This is a genomic window from Acidobacterium sp. FHG110202_01 (assembly GCF_059115305.1).
In genome coordinates, this window is record NZ_JBZYWJ010000004.1 from 448,022 (window position 1) to 464,654 (window position 16,633).

At 55.7% G+C, this 16,633-nt stretch carries 18 protein-coding genes; 6 read left to right on the top strand and 12 right to left on the bottom strand.

All coding sequences use genetic code 11. The annotated features are described in order from the left end of the window. Window position 1: 1 nt before the first annotated feature. From tssK to AC5S16_RS10950, 11 genes are all read right to left on the bottom strand, one after another. Window positions 2-1,765, bottom strand: a complete 1,764-nt coding sequence (gene tssK, locus AC5S16_RS10900) for a type VI secretion system baseplate subunit TssK (protein ID WP_493930087.1) — start codon at window positions 1,763-1,765, stop codon at window positions 2-4. Window positions 1,766-1,779: 14 nt separating this feature from the next. Continuing rightward, a complete protein-coding gene (locus AC5S16_RS10905; RefSeq protein ID WP_493930088.1) occupies window positions 1,780-2,709 on the bottom strand; it encodes a type VI secretion system baseplate subunit TssG in 930 nt (309 codons plus the stop codon). Continuing rightward, window positions 2,706-4,412 carry a hypothetical protein gene (locus tag AC5S16_RS10910; protein WP_493930089.1) on the bottom strand — a complete coding sequence of 569 codons (1,707 nt, stop codon included), beginning with the start codon at window positions 4,410-4,412 and terminating at the stop codon, window positions 2,706-2,708. The genes AC5S16_RS10905 and AC5S16_RS10910 overlap by 4 nt, the downstream gene beginning before the upstream one ends. 2 nt (window positions 4,413-4,414) lie before the next feature. After that, window positions 4,415-4,681 carry a hypothetical protein gene (locus AC5S16_RS10915; protein ID WP_493930090.1) on the bottom strand — a complete coding sequence of 89 codons (267 nt, stop codon included), beginning with the start codon at window positions 4,679-4,681 and terminating at the stop codon, window positions 4,415-4,417. 119 nt (window positions 4,682-4,800) lie between these two features. Beyond that, window positions 4,801-5,277, bottom strand: coding sequence for a hypothetical protein (locus AC5S16_RS10920; RefSeq protein WP_493930091.1), 477 nt, complete (start codon window positions 5,275-5,277; stop codon window positions 4,801-4,803). 18 nt (window positions 5,278-5,295) lie between these two features. Next, window positions 5,296-5,775: a hypothetical protein gene (locus tag AC5S16_RS10925; protein WP_493930092.1), complete on the bottom strand. Its 480-nt coding sequence runs from the start codon at window positions 5,773-5,775 to the stop codon at window positions 5,296-5,298. Window positions 5,776-5,803: 28 nt separating this feature from the next. Beyond that, window positions 5,804-6,256, bottom strand: a complete 453-nt coding sequence (locus AC5S16_RS10930) for a hypothetical protein (protein WP_493930093.1) — start codon at window positions 6,254-6,256, stop codon at window positions 5,804-5,806. A 23-nt stretch (window positions 6,257-6,279) separates the two neighbouring features. Continuing rightward, a complete protein-coding gene (locus tag AC5S16_RS10935) occupies window positions 6,280-7,638 on the bottom strand; it encodes a hypothetical protein (protein WP_493930094.1) in 1,359 nt (452 codons plus the stop codon). Continuing rightward, on the bottom strand, window positions 7,638-8,141 hold the full coding sequence (locus AC5S16_RS10940; RefSeq protein ID WP_493930095.1) for a type VI secretion system contractile sheath small subunit: 504 nt from the start codon (window positions 8,139-8,141) through the stop codon (window positions 7,638-7,640). The genes AC5S16_RS10935 and AC5S16_RS10940 overlap by 1 nt, the downstream gene beginning before the upstream one ends. Before the next feature lie 23 nt (window positions 8,142-8,164). Beyond that, the gene (locus tag AC5S16_RS10945; RefSeq protein WP_493930096.1) at window positions 8,165-9,610 is read right to left on the bottom strand and encodes a vWA domain-containing protein; all 1,446 of its coding nucleotides are present in this window, start codon (window positions 9,608-9,610) and stop codon (window positions 8,165-8,167) included. Continuing rightward, the gene (locus tag AC5S16_RS10950) at window positions 9,607-10,512 is read right to left on the bottom strand and encodes an FHA domain-containing protein (RefSeq protein ID WP_493930097.1); all 906 of its coding nucleotides are present in this window, start codon (window positions 10,510-10,512) and stop codon (window positions 9,607-9,609) included. The genes AC5S16_RS10945 and AC5S16_RS10950 overlap by 4 nt, the downstream gene beginning before the upstream one ends. Before the next feature lie 265 nt (window positions 10,513-10,777). Between AC5S16_RS10950 and AC5S16_RS10955 the strand changes: the two genes are divergently transcribed. The 6 genes from AC5S16_RS10955 to AC5S16_RS10980 all read left to right on the top strand — a co-directional run bounded on the left by AC5S16_RS10955 (window position 10,778) and on the right by AC5S16_RS10980 (window position 16,104). Further along, window positions 10,778-11,821: a ThiF family adenylyltransferase gene (locus AC5S16_RS10955; protein ID WP_493930098.1), complete on the top strand. Its 1,044-nt coding sequence runs from the start codon at window positions 10,778-10,780 to the stop codon at window positions 11,819-11,821. After that, window positions 11,818-12,543 carry a hypothetical protein gene (locus tag AC5S16_RS10960; protein ID WP_493930099.1) on the top strand — a complete coding sequence of 242 codons (726 nt, stop codon included), beginning with the start codon at window positions 11,818-11,820 and terminating at the stop codon, window positions 12,541-12,543. Before AC5S16_RS10955 ends, AC5S16_RS10960 begins: the two co-directional genes overlap by 4 nt. A gap of 2 nt (window positions 12,544-12,545) precedes the next feature. Beyond that, entirely contained in the window at window positions 12,546-12,806 is a 261-nt protein-coding gene (locus AC5S16_RS10965; RefSeq protein WP_493930100.1) for a hypothetical protein, read from the top strand. Further along, window positions 12,799-13,347, top strand: a complete 549-nt coding sequence (locus AC5S16_RS10970) for a ubiquitin-conjugating enzyme family protein (RefSeq protein ID WP_493930101.1) — start codon at window positions 12,799-12,801, stop codon at window positions 13,345-13,347. Before AC5S16_RS10965 ends, AC5S16_RS10970 begins: the two co-directional genes overlap by 8 nt. Then, window positions 13,344-14,291: a serine/threonine-protein kinase gene (locus AC5S16_RS10975; RefSeq protein ID WP_493930102.1), complete on the top strand. Its 948-nt coding sequence runs from the start codon at window positions 13,344-13,346 to the stop codon at window positions 14,289-14,291. Before AC5S16_RS10970 ends, AC5S16_RS10975 begins: the two co-directional genes overlap by 4 nt. 226 nt (window positions 14,292-14,517) lie before the next feature. Continuing rightward, entirely contained in the window at window positions 14,518-16,104 is a 1,587-nt protein-coding gene (locus AC5S16_RS10980; RefSeq protein ID WP_493930103.1) for a type VI secretion system Vgr family protein, read from the top strand. A 325-nt stretch (window positions 16,105-16,429) separates the two neighbouring features. Here the strand turns inward: AC5S16_RS10980 and AC5S16_RS10985 are convergent, their stop codons facing one another. Next, the gene (locus AC5S16_RS10985) at window positions 16,430-16,603 is read right to left on the bottom strand and encodes a hypothetical protein (protein WP_493930104.1); all 174 of its coding nucleotides are present in this window, start codon (window positions 16,601-16,603) and stop codon (window positions 16,430-16,432) included. Window positions 16,604-16,633 lie beyond the last annotated feature (30 nt).

The following is a 16,633-nucleotide window of genomic DNA, read 5'->3' on the forward strand; positions in this document are numbered from 1 at the left end:
GTTACTCCAGCCTCCGGCGGCGCGGGCGGTTCAGCGGCTCATCCGATGAAACGGCATTACTCCGCTCTCGCGGAACCCACGGCGGCAAAGTCTCTTCAGCTTTTTCGTTTGCTTCAGGATCAGCAGTCTTGACTGCTACAGAGCGACCATTTGCAACTGGCACCGATCCTTCAGACTGTGTTGGAATACCTGGCGCTGTAGCGGACGAGATATTGCTCCGCAGGTTTCCATAATCCGGCTCCAGGTTGCGCACAGGCTGATGTTCCTGCGCACGTCCCGCATAGAAGCGGTGGCGGCTGAACAACAATGCCGTGCGAATCGGATGAAAAGCCTGCACAGTAACACGAACGTCGGTGATAGTAGGAACATCCGGTGCTTCAAAATCAAACTCGAAGTTATATTGCTCGTCGAGTTTGGCTTCCGCAGACAGAATAATTGCCTCGCGCCTGAACCCCGTACCCTCATTCAAACGGATTTCCGCGCTGATCGCTGTGCCGCGAACGAAAGGAGCATCTCTTTCGCCCAGAAGAATGAGACGGTAGCGGTCACGGCCTTCCAGTCGCAGCTGCGAGAAGTAAATTGTCAGTTCGTCGGCAACGCCCTGAACGCGACTTGGCTTCGCAGCGAGTTTGTAGAGCACCTTGCCGCCACGATCGAAGATGAAATTCATGCCATCGAGCGACGGGCTGATGCGGAAATCAATGTACTTGCCTTCAAGTGCACGTTCCAGTTTTTCCAATGCTGTGAGCGATTGCAAAGCTGAGCGCACTTCAAGGCTCAGGTCGTCGGCAAGCTTGAGAGTCCTGGTAACGTCAAGATGACGACGCTGGCCTTCGACGAGTGATACCAATTCTGTCTCGCCGGTTTCGCGCAGCGTTTCGTAATACTGCTGCATATTCGGCGCAAGATCAAAGAATGTCGCAGACTGATGCAGAAGCTTGCGGACCTGAATGAAAAATGTCTGTGGCGGCTGCGTACGGTCAAGAATGCTATAGGCAATCTCTTCGAATGCCAGGACCATGCGCTCGGCAAACTGGATAGCGTCGCGGTCGAGTTCTGTCTCTATTCCGCGCTCGGTGAACAGCACCATGAACTCGCGCATGGCGCGATGCAGCTCGGCATACCCTTGAGAAAGTCTGTGAATCGCGTCGACAATCCTCCGCCACCCAGCCATGAGCTCGCTATGAGCGGAAAGCGTCATGCATGGAGGAATAAAAGCTGCATCTTTTTCAAAGTGCGCGCCCGTTGCCGGCCGGCGTATGCGGGCAACCGAAAGAGCGCGCTCCCGCTCCGCTGCTGTGACTTTGAGTGCAATGCGATAACTGCTGACGCGCTCACTCCTCATTTGAGGATTGAATTCATCGGCGGTTCCATCCACCTTGATTCGCTGCGACGGATCGAGCACAACATAGATTTCAGCCTCAGCCACTCCGGCCAACGATTCTTTGTCAAAGCGTTCGGAGATGGTTCCGCTTTCGTCAATGTCCACAAAAAAGCCTGCAGACGTGAGGCCACGGCACTGGCTTACAGAGACATTCAGAGCCTCCGTGCTTTCATCCAGATAGACAATCGGATCGAGCCGCACTGCGCCGAGATCAGGAGCAGGCAAACGCGTGCCACCTCCAATAAGGCCATGGCCTGTAGTCATGTAGCGCAGTTCCCAATGGAACAGCGACTCAAAATATTGTTCCAGGCGCAGGAAATGCTCCGGGGTGAGAAGCATTCCGTGTTCCCAGTTCACTGATCGCAAACGAATCGAATCCATCTCTTCCTCGATTCCTATAACGTGAGATCTGTCTGTGTTCGTCCAGATCCTAAATAGCTGTTGATGTTCAGACGGCAATTCTCTTCGGCATATCCAAGGCGCGGTGCCTGCTCAGGATCAAGCACAATCCAACGCAACTCGTAGTCCATGTGTACGGGCAACACCAGCGAAAGCACGCGCTCGAGCAGTTCGGCTCCGTCACCATTCACAAATTTTTCATAGGTTGCAAGTGATACGGGGCCGACTTCCGCCCGAAGATGCGCCATGTCGTGAAATGCGTCTCCCACGATAAAGTCGAGTCCCAGCCGCGATGCCCGCGTTGTCAGACGCGTTTTCGTCGGGTGCTTGAGCACAGCGAGCGAACGGCGAAAAGTTGTAGTGCGCACCTGCAGGTTCAGCACTCTCTCAAAGGCAAGGCGGACAGCCTCTTCGCTTCCGGCAACAGACGGCAGGTCCAGCAGCAGCAGCGCCAGCTTATACCAGTGCTGGCGCGGCCAGTCCTCCGGAGCCAGCCCGAAAAGGTTGATCCAGCGCGCACAGGCCGCAAGATTGTCCGGAGAGAGACGCAGCAGCGATGCGCCTTCGTACATCCAATGGCCCAGCTTCTCCAACGGATCATCGAGCGCTTCGAGAAGTTCCCGCGTTCCCGGCTCGGCTTCGCCGCCACTGTCCCACATAGCGACAGGCAGGCTGTGGTGAAAAGCAGGGCCGGCGATCTGGAGCTGAATATCTCCTTCAAGAGGCTGACCTGCCGCAGGCAACTGCCCAACAATTGTCCCTGAAGGAACGCTATGCCAACCTATAGGTTGAATGTGGATGCGCGATGCGGGTACATGCAGACGCGCCAGGCAGGCCATTGCCGAATGCACATCATGTCGGAACGCGTGCCCGCCGGAAATGAAGTCAGGCATAACCAGCGATGAGAGTACAGGACGGCTGCTCATGCGCTGGCCCTCGGCTTCCACTCAAACTGCACATCAAGATGCGTGCCATGCATCATGCGGCCCGCCAGTGACTCCTTCAGTTCCTGCTGAAGCACCGGCAATTCCAGGTCCGGATGTGTAAAGGCATCTATATCGAGCGTGACCCAGAGGCGTTCTACACGATGCAGTCCGTGCTCGCCGCGCTCGATTTCACTTCGCACATCGACGCCAAGAATCCGCCGATCAAAACTCAATGTGGCTGATTCAAGATCCGTTCGGGTCACGATGCGTCCACGGGTCAATAACGCGTCAGCAAAACGGCGACGCGCGTCAGAGTAGATTTCGCCATCCGTGCCTCCGGCGGCTGCTGTGAGGTGATTGACGCGTATCTGATCGAATGTGGCGCTCGTGCCAAAGCCAGTGATATCGCCCGGCGCCACATGGTTGCCGAGCCCGCCGTTGGTGAGCCAGAGACGGATATTTGCACCTTCCTGGGGAGAACCGTCAGGCCGGACGCCGGGATGCAACGTAATCCGTTCATCGGTCAGCTCGAACCATCCATCAGAAGGACTCAAAGCGTTGCCGGGGCTCGAGCGGTATACCTCGTTGTCGAGACCGATCACGGAGAGCGGAGCAACCAGCATCTGCCGGAGCCCATACTGGTCGCGGCTGATGGGAATGGAGTATCCGTCCTTGTCAAAGAAGACCGTCTGGTTTTGGCAGAAGATGTTCGATGCAGTGGTCGCATGCAGCACGATGTTGTGAATCGCTGTCTGCAGTGCTGGCACATTCGGAGGAAGCGGAATTTTTATCCACGCGCGCGGCGTCTCAAAGAAGGTACGCAAATCGCGACCTGTAATCCGGGAAAGAGGAGCATCCAGCAGACGCGGCACACCGCATAGCAGTCGCCGGTCTTCCTTAATCTCGGGGAAGATAAACACGCGGCCTGCGTAAAATCCATCGGAGAGGTTGGGTAATCCCTCTTCCTTATGCGCCTTTGCAGGCGCTCCAATCTGCCACTCAAGCTGATGCACGCCGCGATTGGTGCGTCGCGGACGCATCAGGCCTTCGCTGCTTAAATCGCCTTCCGAGCCGAAAAGCCACCATGGCTCCGTAGAAAGCCCCTGCTGAAGGGAATACGCGCCGGCACTCAAGTCAAAAAAGAGACCGTGCCGGCTGAGATGTGTTGTCGCAAGATCTTCAATCGCAAGAAATATTGCCGGCTGAGGTCCAAGATTGACGCGGACCGGATCATAGGAAGGCCGGTAAGCAGCAAACTGCTCAGAGATATCAACGCCAGGCAGTAATTGCAACCGCTGCTCCTGATAGACGAGCGCCAGAGCAATACGCGCGGGAGACAATTCGATGGTGACGTCCGTTCCGAAACTGAGACGTTCGCCTGTTGAGGCCTTCGCATTCAGTTCTGTGCCGGCACGCAGTACCTTGGAGTGCGGCCCTGCAGAAACAAAGCGCACGACAGTCTGCGCTGGATGCGCATGACGATGCGGCAGCTTGACGCCGGAGATCAGTTCATCCAGCAGCGTCTCGCGAATGCGTCCTGTATTTGCGTAGACGGATTCGATCTGATGGGCAAACGTGCGGAAGATCACAGACAGCACAGGGTCGAGAACGTCGACAGCGATCCCAAAATCCTTCAGTCTGCGGCGAAAGTCCTCCCTGAGTTTGTGGTCGATCTCGAGAATGCTAGGGGTCTGGAAGCTCATCGCTAAGTTAATTCAGATTGAACTGTTGTGGTGAAACGGTCTGCACCTGAAACAAGTGTGATCGTGTAAACGTCGTAATCGCGACGCTCGGAAACTTCGCGCACGATCTCTTCCACGGTGAAATCAATGAAACCCAGCTCCTGCAATGCTGAGTTTGCCCGTTCCAGAGCAATCCTGGGTGCGTCGGCACGCTGCCTGCCGCTTTCGAGCAGGTCACGAATGCCAAAATCCGGGCAGGCATGCCATGAGCCTCCCGGAGTCCTGGCCATTAACTGCATCAGAGAGAGGATTGCGGCAGATCGCTCCGTACGCCGAAGAAATCCGCCGTCCTCTATCCGCATTGGAAAGGAAAGAAACACTTCTTCACCCTTTCACTTTTGCGCCCGGCTTAGTTGCTGACCGTGACGTCCTTGAAGTTCTGCTGATTCAATGCCGGCTCCAGTTCAAGAACCAGCATGTGGTTCACACCGATGTGATCAGGATCACTGGTGCTTGTGTTGGGGCTGCTGCCATTGCCGTTGCCGTTCTGGTACGGATTCAGCGTATGGAATGAGGAAATCCATCCATTAAAGCTGTAGCTTAAAAGGGCGTCCTGCTTGTTGTCGTCCTTCCAGAATTCAATTTTCACGGAGCGAATCTTGTCGCGCGTGACCACGTTGGAGAGATCAAAAAGGCTCTTCAACGTGCTGAAGGGAAGGTTCTGATCATCGTGGAAGTCAACGTATGCCTTGATGGAAGTGCTGAGACTGCCCATCTGCGGCATGCCTGCGCGATCCTTTTCAGTCTGCAGGGCTACGGAGACGGAAACAACATCAAACTTATTTCCATCGATGGTCACGGTGCTGCGATTCGGTGAGGCTGCCATGTCTTTTCGTCTCCTTTACTAGTTGCTTACTTGCACGTTCTGGAAGTTCTGCTGGTTGAGCGCAGGCTCAACATCCAGAACAAGCAGATGGTTCATGCTGTTGTTGATGCCGCTGACGAAGTTTTCTTCGTCGTTGTTGGTCGCTGATGTCTTAACGAAATCCAGCGGGTTGCTGGTTTCGAAACGGCGGATCCAGCCGTTGAAGCTGTAGCTGACCAGTGCATCCTGCTTATTGTCGTCTTTCCAGTATTCGATTTTGATCGACTTGATCTTGTCGCGGGTGACGACATTCGCGAGATTGAACAGCTTCTGAAGCGTGCTGAAGGGCACGTTCTGGTCGTCATGGAAGTCAGCCCAGATCCGGACGGAAGTAGCCAGACTGCCCATTTGCGGAACTCCCGCCCGGTCCTTCTCGGTGCTGAACCGGACACTCGACGAAACGGCGTCAAATTTGGTGCCGTCAATCGTCACTGTGGTGCGATACGGTGATGATGCCACGTTGATCTCTCCTGCTCACTGCTGGGTTTTAAGATTTGTCGGTTTCCCGTGGTTCCGGTTGGTTACGACGCCGGAATAAGGCTCTCAAAAAAGAACCAGGAAAGGCAGTAAATGTAGATTCTGCCGAGCCTTCAGATGCTTGTTCTTTTGCGTCGGCAGCTTGATTGATAGGTTTTTCATGATTTGTTTGAGTAATTTTCTTGATTTCAATTGGTGGAGCGACTGCTTCGCTCACAGGCAGAGCTTCGCCTGCTGCGCCTGGTGCTCCATCTTCAAAACGAAAAGGTTTGCCAACACGGGCAGAGAGAGTAAAACCGTGCACAGTGCGGCCGATCGATACGTCACGGTCGCGGCTGTTCTCGGCTTCTCTTGCGGCTGTACCACCTTCGATGCGGCGGACTGGCGCAGGGCGGGGTTCCTGCTCCGCCTTGCGCGCGCTGTCTCCCGGTTCGATCCTCTGCTTATGCGGCTCGAAAGACATTAGGTCTCTTTCAAAAAATGGGTTTAAGCTTTTGCTGGTTTCGCCTCAGGGTTTGTTGGCTTGGAAAATTCCGGCACATCAATCTTGAGTACGAAAGTTTCTGCAGGTCCCGTGGGCATCACGCTCAGAGTGATGTCGCAAATTCCCTGCATGCGCTTGTTGGAATCCTTGTCGACAAACAGGTCGTAGCTGAGAATGGTTCCCTGCTCTACCTGCTCGTCGAGAAGCCTCTTGAGCGGCGTTTCAATCTGCTGGTCCATGAAATCGCGCGTCAGCACCTGACCTGCGACCTGCAGCAGATAATGCCGGCAGCAGCGCTCGAGATAACGCAGAATGCGATACGACGTGAAAAACTTCAGCACGCCATAAGGGTCGTCAGCCTGCGTACGGCAGCCGAAGAAGCACAGGTGATTGTCGGCGTCGCGAATGACCGGAATCAACTGGCGCTCCATGCTGAGGTGCTCCATCTCGCCGATGAGCGGCTCGATGCGGGCCTTCTCTATACCATGGACACGTCCAAAGCGCGATCCCACCGGGCCTTGCGCCATTCCGGCCGCATCATCTGCACGCGCTACCGCGCCGGCGAATGCCACCGACGGCGGAGCATAGAGGCCATCCTTCGCGCTGTCCTTTTCAAACCAGTAAGGAGCGCGCAGCTGCAGATAGCCCATCAGGCAGACATCCGCAGCGGCCTGGTCTTCGGGGCGCTTTAGAAATTCGTATTTCCCGCCGGGCAGGAAGTTGCGCTCGACATTCTTGAAGGACTTCTCATCATCAAGGTCGCCGATCAGCAGCATGCCCCACTGGTTAGCGATCTGCTCGAACTTCTCGCGGACGCTCTGCGGATAGAAGCCGGGAACTACCAGGTTGCAGATGTCGTCGCGGAAGTTGAAGTTGTCATTGCGCTGGCGCACGAAGTTCTCGATGGCGGCAACGCTCATGCTGAAAATGTCTTTCATCGCTTCGGGATCGACGTTCAGCACATAGACTTCAACCGGCTTCCGCACCTTGCCGTCCATCACCTTGCTGTTTTCAAAGAAAAGCTGCAGCTGACGATAGCTTTCCTCGATAGGACGAACCTGCTCAAACACCTGGGACAGCAGTTCATCGCGCACACCCTCGGCTTTATCGATCTGCGTCTGCAGTTTCTTCACCGTGTCGTTGTAGCTGTCGGTTTCATGCAGAAGCTGATCGAAGTTTGTCAGCTGTGACAGAAATTCCTTTGCTGACTGAGCAGTGAAGATGCTTGCCAGCTCACGCTTTTCGTCTATCAGAGCCGGATGCAGGTCAGCGAAGATATCCTGCAGCAACTCACGTGCGGGCGAGTCCGCGATCAGCTCTTCTGTGGTTTTTGTTTTTGTAAGTGTCTGCGTATCAGCCATTACTGTTTACCCCCGTTCGCAACCCGTTCCAGCTCACCGCGCAGTTTGCTCAGAGCCTCGATGATCTCCTTGCGCTGCCCCTCGTTGGCCCATGCCCTGCGGACAGTCGGCAGTTTCCAGCGGTCTTTCAAGCGATAAAGCAGGTCGATGTTCGATTTCAGGTCGGCGATATCATTCCGCAGATATTCCACCTCGCCGTCTTCCTTGCGAATCTCCTGCTTCTTCTGCAGGTTCTCGGGATCAAAATCCTTAATGCTGCGGAAGCGGAATTCGGCCTTGAATTCGGCCTCGTCTTCCCCGGCATTTCCGGTAAATTTCAATTTCGGCTGGAACTTGCGGAAAGAGTCGTTCAGGTCTTCCACTTTTGCCAGCTCTTCATTCTCCGAAGCCGCCTCTGCGCCGACACGTTCAGGCGTCATCGGCATCATAATGGCGCACGTCGAAGTAGGCACTTTGCGGACGTGCGGTGTAATTCCTTTTCGAACGACTTTGATCAGCGGCATTTATTTTCTCCTTTTTCGTTCTCTTATTTGCGTTCTGCGGTTCCAGCATTGGTCAGTTCCCTCAGCCTGACCTGAGTGATCTGCGTGGCGTTTCGCTGCGGCTGGTTGGCCGCGGACTCGGAATCAAAACCATTCGGGGCATTGCGCACCTGCACTCCCGACGCCTGGACTGTCGCAGGTTCCTTACTCCAGCGGCGTCGCGCAGTAGTCACACCGCTTAGATCATTTCGCCAAACGATACGCGGAACCCAGAACCACAGGAGCAACAGCAGCACCCCAAGCCCAATGAAAACGAGGATGCCGCGCAGAACCGTGCTCCATCCGGAAGTAGCCGGAGGCTCGAATGCCGACAGAGCCCGCAGGGCCTCGTAACCGATGTGTCCCTTGTACATCGGTGTTGCCATTGCAGGCGGGGCGTATTCGATCGCCGGACTGGTCAGGATTTTCCCATCGAGCAAATGCAGGCTTACAACAAAATGCGAATTGCGCGCCGACAGTGATTGCCTGTCGCTGGCCGGAGCCAGGAATGCAATCTCAAGATTGCTGGGATGAACTGGAGTCGATGAACGAAAGGCCTGCGCTAATTGCAGCGGATCGGATGCAAGGAAAGATCGCGTGGATAAGACATGCAGCGCATTCACATCAATATCGGCGGGGTTGCCGAAGCCGATTCCGATCACCTCTGCACCGGCAGAACGCACTTTCGCGGTGGCCTGTTCCAGCCCGAGAGGCCCATCGAGCAGAGCATCGTCGTCGCCGCGGAAAACTTCATTTTTTCCGTCGGTCATAACGATGAGTTGCGGAGTGATGTTGCTGCGGGATGTACCGGTTTTCTCCAAGCGTGACATTTCGGACTCCAGCACATTCACGCCGGTAAATACCGCCTGATACAACGCGGTGTTGTTCTTTGGGCCGGGAGATGGGAGCTCTTTCAGCTGCGCAATGGCTTGCTCGCGCCTGGTGGCGAAGACCGCCGCCTGGAGCGTAGGCACAACATGATGGCTCTCAAAAGGAACGATGGCTACCTCGTCCACGCCATCCTGCATCGTTGCGAGATAATTTTGGATGGCCTGCCGAGCGGCCTCAAAGCGGCTTGTTCCCGGTGCTACCTGCTGGCTCATGCTTCCGCTGATATCAACCTCGATGAGCACTATATTCGGCTTGGCAGTTGCGTTCGTTCCGCCAGCCTTTACGTAGAATGGGGAAACTGCACCGTCGGGCGTTTCAATCGAAACAGCCTTTAGCAGTCTGTCCTCGGGAGGAAGCAGCACGCCTGCCGGAGTTCCAGTGCTATCTACCGGGATCACTCCAAGGCGGAAGCATGGTATAAGCGTGACCGGTGCGCAGTCCTGAAGGGATGGGGGCTCCGTCACCTGTAGCGTGTTTGGGGTAGTGGCCGCTCCAAGCGCGCCGCACAAGAGAAAAAGCGCGCCGGCGAGAGTTCCGGAAGTGACATGCCGTATTTTCATTCGCTCTGCCTCGCCGTTGTAAATCGTAGCGCCGTGCGTCCGATCAGAATGTCGTCCGCTTCCGTCACTTCCTGTGAAGTTGTCACTGTCTTTCCACGAACACGGAGAACGTGCTTGGCAATTCCTGCCGGACCGCCGGCATCAGGGTGTCTCGCGATATAGAAGCGCCCTTCTTTGGAATAGATCACGGCATGGCGCGGAGCCATCGAAGCATCGGGAATGAAGATTTCCGCCCCGGGCTGGAAGCGTGTCTCTGATTGCGAGGTAGCCAGGCTCCCCACGACATACGTTTCCTCGTGCTTCAACTCCCAGAACTTGCGCGAGCGTCCGTATTTGCTTTGCGCGCGCGGGTCGGCGCTGCTGATGAACTGCACTGCGCCGTCGCGGATTAACAGCGGCGCAAGCCCTGCGCCAAGACCAATCCCTGCACCGGTAAGCATGAGCCCTGCTGCCTGGCATAGTTCAGGCTGGCGCGCGCCGAGGCCGACAAACAACAAGCCGCCAAGCAGACCGCCTGCAAGGCCGCCCGTGTAGGCATGAAGGATCCGCATTCGGTTTGACTGTACCCAGCGCATGCCAATGCCCAATCCAAGAATCGAAGCTGCCAGAGCCCAGCTCGCCAATCGGTACAAAACCGGCGATTCCGCAGATACATTGGTGCGGAGAAACCAGAGCATCAAAACCGCGAATGCAGCGGTGACAATAGCGAACAAGACTCCGAGACCAAGGGTCTTCCAGCGGAATGACCTGCCGGAATAACGATCCAGCTGAACGAAGAGAAACGGGGTGAGCAGTAAGGCGAGCAGCAGAATAAGTATCGCGTCAGCCAGCCAATCGGCCGACGTCGATTGTACAGCCGCGCCTATCAGCGCATTTGCGCCCCATGCTGCGAGGCCAGCCAATGCTCCAGACAGAGCGGAGAAATACAGGAGGGGAAGGAAGCCCATACGTTCCGTCTAACTTAATAAGGCCTTATCAGGCCATGTAATTGTCATCAGATGAACTTAAATTCAAGTTCTTTTAACAAAAATTTCTGGGGAAAAATTCCAGCGCTTACTCCCCTAGCGCAGAACACTTAGAATCATACCTTGGATTTCTAGGTTGTCTATTATGCGTTCTCTTTCAAAGCTAGATAAAACTGACTACCATCGGTGCAATACCGAGTCCATGTCCATAGCTCTGGTGGGCCTTGGCGCCTTGGGGTCCGAAATTGCGCGGCTTCTCGGACTCCTGGGCATCGGTACAGTGGCCTTAGTTGATAACGGACTTGTTGAGTCAGTCAATAGATATCAAAATATATTTTTTCGTGATCCATCCAACTTATCGCGATCAAAAGCAGAAGTACTTGCAGATATGGGAGTTATCTATTTCCCAGAAACCCGGTGGATTCCCCTGGTATCTGAGATAGCCGACGTTGGATTCGAGCACTTATCGCGCTGTTCTATCATCTTCAGTGCCACAGACAGCGCCCTGGCACGTGTGGAAACTGCATATGCCGCCTGCCGTCTGGATATTCCCATGGTTGATGCCGGGCTGTTGGGTTCTGCATACTGGCGTGGACGGGCGGCCTGGTTCTCATCCGGACGCGACGCCGCTTGCTATTTCTGCCAATTGACTGAAAACCGCCGCGCCGAAATTCTGGCGCTGTCTCACTCTTCCACACTCAGCTGTCAATGGACTGAGGAGAATCTCGAGATGCCCAGCACGCCGACAATGTCCTCCGTCATAGCAGGGATGGCCATCGACCTCGCGTTTCGTCATGGCCTGTCTGCAGGCAAGGACCAATCCTTTGCATGGGATATAAGCCTCGAAAACACTCCGTGTCTACGCGCGCACGATTTGTCCGCATCATCAACCTGCCCGTTTCACCAGTTTGAAGACAAAGGCACTTTGATCTCGTTACCGCTTGACCGGCCTTTTCGGGAATCCTTGCGCGCGTTAAACGTGGAGGCAGTCGAACTGGATTGGCCTATTGCAACCCATGCTACGTGCTTAAAATGCGGCTACGAGTGGAATCCGATGCGCCGGGGGGCATGGGTCCGGCGGCACTCCAGGTGCCAACGCTGCGGAGAATCCAGCCACTTCCGCTTTCAGATGCTGACGCGAATCGCGGCAAATGATGCATCCGGGCAATACTCGCCGGGGGACTTGTCTTTCACCGCAGAGCATCTTTATGCTCCGGTCTATCATAACGGCAGGAAACAGCTATGACGGGACGCGTTGGTACAACAACACAGAAGGCTGGAGTGCTTGCTCTTGCATTCACGATTCTTCTGCTTGCGGCACTTACGGGCCTTGCCGCGCTCGCTGTCGCCGTTGTTCTTATCGGCGTCGCTGCGCCATTTCTGGCCCAGACATTCGACATGCAGTTTCGCCGCTGGTGGGTCCTGCCCACAGCTCTTACGGCAACGCTTTTTGCTGCCCTCGGCGTGCTTGCTGTGATCCGTCATTTCAGTTCAGCAGAGTGGGCAATCCCGCTGGCATTGTTCGCCATTATTGTGGGCGCATCCGTGCTGAGCAACATGTCGAAACGCCGTTGTGCTCTCTGTCATCGGAGACTTGGCCCGCATGCAATCACTTTTGGGTGCCCGCGCTGCGGCCTCGAGGTCTGCGATGATACCTGCTGGAGCTTTGAGCACCGTCGCTGCCGCATGTGTGATGAAAACCATGTCCCCATCCTGCCCGCGCAGAGCCAGTGGTGGGATCGATTCATGGGTCCTCGTGTAATACAGGGACGCTGCCAGATCTGCATGGCGTCCCCCGAACAGTCCGATCTGCGCAACTGCGGACATTGCCGTCGCGCGCAGTGCCGTGACTGCTGGGATCAGAACAATGGAGAGTGCAGCCGCTGCGGATGGGTGATGCCAAACCTGCCGGAGCCGCTGAAGAGCGTCGCCGTCCACATACCAGCCCAGGTCCAGATGGAGAACTGAAGATGCCGAAATATCAGGTCTATTTCGATACTGTCCGCGGAGAAACCCGCTACAACGTTGATATCGATGAAAATGAAACGCTCGATGAGACGCTCGAAGAGATACTCTTCGACTTGCGCGAGCGCGGCGATGTCTTAACCGGCGAAGGCGAGCCTCAGGTCGTCTGGAATGGGCAGAGCCTCGATTTTTCGCTTCCCTTATTCCAGCAAGGGGTTCGGGCAAATGACGTGCTTCGCGTATCCACCATTGCTACGAATGGATAGGCAGCTTTCCCAGCGCGAGCGCAGGCTCGCTTATGAATGGGACCGGATTCACAAGCTTGTTACCGAATTTCCAGACAGGCTTTCCGGACTGCAGCACATCGATGACGAAGCATTTCTCGTTTCTGTCGCAGGCATGCCGGCATTGGCTGAACAACCGGGAGATCACTGGCAGCCAGCTATAAAAGACCGGCACATAGTAACTATTGCCTTTCCCAGATACTATCCAGCCTTACCTTGCGAAGTATTTCTCAAAGAGCCTGTCTTTCATCCAAACATAGACAAGATAAATGGATTTGTTTGCCTCTGGAGCCGGCATCGGGTAGCCAATACAGCGGCAGATGCCTTGAGCAAACTCGCGGCTGTTCTTTCATGGCGTCTTTACAATGCAGATGCACCTCACCTGATGCAGCCTGAAGCGCTTGCCTGGTATCAGAGTTCAGAAGAGGTTCGATCACGGCTGCCGCTGGCGCGCGAACCCTGGATCGAAGTGAGCGAAACGTGGGAAAGTATTTCTCTTCCTCACAGGAGGCGGTTGTCGTGACACTGAGTCAGACCCCGATGGCCGATGCGCAGGACATACAGGAACGGCTTGGCGTCATTCTTGCGGGAAAATACAGGATTCTGCAGCAGCTTGGCACGGGCGGCATGGCGACGGTCTGGCTGGTGCGGCATCGAATGCATGGCGCGTTGTTTGCCGTCAAGGTTCTGCATCCCTCTCTGGCTGAGATTTCTGAATTGCGCGAAGCCTTTCATCGCGAGGCGCTTCATACGGCGCGGCTGGCTGACCATCCCAATGTTGTGCCTGTCTTCGACGCAGGCGAAGCCGATGCTCTGCACTATCTGGTGATGCCTTATGTGCCCGGGTGGGACCTGGATGAAGCACTGCACCGCCGCGGCAAGTTTCCCATGGACGACACGCTCACAGTTGCTCTTGAAACCGTGAAGACGCTTGCCTATGCCGAAGAGCTGGGGATTCTGCATGGAGACCTTACGCTGGGAAATATCCGGATCGATCATTTTGGACGGGTGCTGGTGCTGGACTTTGGCCTCTCGCAGTCACTCAACATGTCCAGTGACAGGACCGGCCGCTTCAAGGTAGGCACTCCATATGCGATGAGCCCGGAACGAATCCGCGGCAATCCTCCGGACATCCGGTCTGACCTGTATTCGATGGGGATTCTCCTGCTCCATCTGTCCGCAGGACATTCGCCCTTTGAGGGGAAGACGATCGAGGAAGTCGAAGACCATCAGCTGCATCAGGCCATTCCGATTCCTGATGCATTGCGCACAGAGCACCATCCGTTCTGCAACCTGCTGGAGCGGCTGCTGGCAAAAGAACCGAAGGAACGTCCTTCCCATGCGAAGGCTGTAGAACAGGAACTGCAACAGATGGGAGTTCAAAGCCGGTTTCTCGACGTCACTTCCCTGTTTCCAGACAAAGCGCAAAATCGTGTACGGCCGCGGCTATCAAACTTATCCGGGTAAACGACTAAATAAGTTAGTCTGTTTGTAGTCTTGAGATTACAGGCTCATGGCTCGCCCATTTCATGGGTTATATTTTGAAGAATTACTTGTATTTGAAGTTGCTAACAACCCCTAAGTTTGGCTATTCTGCTCTCCGCCGGATGTTATCTGGTTTTCATATCCGCCATTTGTAAAACCGCATCTAACTAGTCGTTTCATTCATCGCTGGAAACCCGCAGAGAAAACTATGGCACAAGCTCGAGTTCATATCAGTTCCCAAGGCATTTCCGACACGCTCTGGAAAGACATCCAGGTTCGACAGGCACTCAACGAGCACTGGACGTGCCGCATTGAACTGCGCAACACTCCGGACGAGAAGCCCAAGGTGGAGGAATTCATCGGGCAGCCGCTGAAGGTCTCGACCTTTAGCCTGCTGGGCGAGGAGAGCATTATCTTCTCCGGCTTCATCATCACAGCGCAGCTGATCTATGAAGTCACCGGCAGCTACGGCGCAGTGGTCGAGGCCGTTTCCGACAGCTGGAAGATGGACCAGGCGGACAGGCATGCCTACTTCCAGAAGCAGACCGCCAGCGGCGCCGCCAAACAGGTGGCCGGAAACTATGGGCTCAGCATCACCGGCAACATGCCTGCCGGCGCGGAGCTGAGCTACGCCCAGTGGGACGAGACGGACTTCGAGTTTGTGCTGCGCCTGGTGGACGACACCGAAGCGTGGCTGCGTCCCAGCCTGGACGGGAGCTCCGGCATTGAGGTGCAGACCTCGTTCCAGAGCGGGCCGACGATCGAATGGCGGCAGGGCGAATACGGACTCGTCGAGTGGCGCGCCGGGGCGAGGCTGCGTCCCCTCAAGATGGAGGGCTACCACTACGACCCCCTCCCCATGGAGAGCCAGCGTCACTCCGATGTGACGGATGACGTTCCGGTCTACGGCGGAGCTTCCGAGCTGGTCTCGGCAGCGAAGCAGCAGGGCACGCAGCTGCCGGCTGCCTATGTGGTCGAGCGCCACCGCGCTGTGAATCAAGGCGATTACAACCAGCGGCTGCAGCGTGAGTCGCGGCGGGCCCTGGCCTCCTCGGTGGTGTGCCATGGGCTGAGCCGCGAGCAGCAGGTGCGCGCTGGAGACACGGTTACGGTTTCCGGTCTTCAGGGAGTGGATGCGACCTACGGAGTCATCTCCTGCACCCACCACTGGACCCCCAAAGGTTACGAGAACTCGTTCACCGCTACGCCGGCGCAGCGCTGGTCGCAGCCTGTCCGCGCGCCGCGTCCGTCGCTGTCGGGCATTTATCCGGCGGCTGTTGTCGACAACTACGACCCGCATAACCAGGGGCGCATCAAGGTGCGTTACTACTGGCAGGATGAGTCGGAGACGACCTGGGCACGGCTCATTACAGGCCATGCCGGCGCAGGGCGCGGCTCGCTGATGCATCCGGAGATCGGCGACGAAGTTGCGATTCTGTTCGAGGGTGGGGATCCGGAACGGCCGTACATCGCAGGATCGCTCTGGAATGGAGTGCAGCAGCCTCCGACGCAGGGTTACTGGTCGCCGGGAGCGTTGAACGGCTCGGAGTTTGCCCAGAACAATATCAAGCGCATCGTCACCAAGTCCGGCCACCGCATTACCGCCGTCGACACTTCGGGACAGGAGACGCTCACTGCGGCCACCCCGAAGAGCAACCGCTTCATGATGACGGAGAAGGCCAACGAGACCGGCAGGCCGGCGATTGTTCTGGAGTCGCAGGGGGATATCATCCTGGCCGCTCCCTCGGGCCGGATTCACTTCGTCTCGCAGACCCAGTCGAAGGAAGTGGGATAAGCATCTCAAAGGGGGGTACCCCCCTCCCCCTATGTAGCGGATGGTTTTATTTATTTTCAACAAGATAGCTGGGGATTACCCCCTGCTATCTTGTTGATTCTTCTATTGCTTGTGCACTACTCCAGTGTTTTCAGATATTTAACGGGGGGTCTGTTTTTTAGTGTTACCTTCGCAGGGCACAGAAATACAAAACAAAAAGCCCGCTTCTGCGGGCTTTTCTCCTGAATTCTTCCTCTATTTTCAGGATAGCAAATTTCGAGTAGAAAACATGCCAAATTTCTTTGGCTTGTAAGTGATTTTGGTTGTGGGTGTTATGGGAATTCTTCTAATTCAGGGGGCTTGACAGCGCACGTCCCTGTGTCGCTTTCTCGGATGCCTCGATCTTGCCTTGCTTCGCGTTTCTCGGAATCGTCTTCTGCGTAGCCTGTTTCGTGCCCGTATGGCGAGCCACAAGAGTCGATCCGATGCGAGTTCTCCGCGACGAATAAGCGCGACTCATTTCTCTTGATCGAGCCTCCATGCTTATCGA

Coding starts and splice junctions, on each gene's coding strand:
- tssK (WP_493930087.1), bottom strand. CDS start 1,765: ATGGATTCGATTCGTTTGCGATCAGTGAACTGGGAACACGGAATGCTT.
- AC5S16_RS10905 (WP_493930088.1), bottom strand. CDS start 2,709: ATGAGCAGCCGTCCTGTACTCTCATCGCTGGTTATGCCTGACTTCATT.
- AC5S16_RS10910 (WP_493930089.1), bottom strand. CDS start 4,412: ATGAGCTTCCAGACCCCTAGCATTCTCGAGATCGACCACAAACTCAGG.
- AC5S16_RS10915 (WP_493930090.1), bottom strand. CDS start 4,681: ATGGCCAGGACTCCGGGAGGCTCATGGCATGCCTGCCCGGATTTTGGC.
- AC5S16_RS10920 (WP_493930091.1), bottom strand. CDS start 5,277: ATGGCAGCCTCACCGAATCGCAGCACCGTGACCATCGATGGAAATAAG.
- AC5S16_RS10930 (WP_493930093.1), bottom strand. CDS start 6,256: ATGTCTTTCGAGCCGCATAAGCAGAGGATCGAACCGGGAGACAGCGCG.
- AC5S16_RS10935 (WP_493930094.1), bottom strand. CDS start 7,638: ATGGCTGATACGCAGACACTTACAAAAACAAAAACCACAGAAGAGCTG.
- AC5S16_RS10940 (WP_493930095.1), bottom strand. CDS start 8,141: ATGCCGCTGATCAAAGTCGTTCGAAAAGGAATTACACCGCACGTCCGC.
- AC5S16_RS10945 (WP_493930096.1), bottom strand. CDS start 9,610: ATGAAAATACGGCATGTCACTTCCGGAACTCTCGCCGGCGCGCTTTTT.
- AC5S16_RS10955 (WP_493930098.1), top strand. CDS start 10,778: ATGTCCATAGCTCTGGTGGGCCTTGGCGCCTTGGGGTCCGAAATTGCG.
- AC5S16_RS10960 (WP_493930099.1), top strand. CDS start 11,818: ATGACGGGACGCGTTGGTACAACAACACAGAAGGCTGGAGTGCTTGCT.
- AC5S16_RS10965 (WP_493930100.1), top strand. CDS start 12,546: ATGCCGAAATATCAGGTCTATTTCGATACTGTCCGCGGAGAAACCCGC.
- AC5S16_RS10970 (WP_493930101.1), top strand. CDS start 12,799: ATGGATAGGCAGCTTTCCCAGCGCGAGCGCAGGCTCGCTTATGAATGG.
- AC5S16_RS10980 (WP_493930103.1), top strand. CDS start 14,518: ATGGCACAAGCTCGAGTTCATATCAGTTCCCAAGGCATTTCCGACACG.
- AC5S16_RS10985 (WP_493930104.1), bottom strand. CDS start 16,603: ATGAGTCGCGCTTATTCGTCGCGGAGAACTCGCATCGGATCGACTCTT.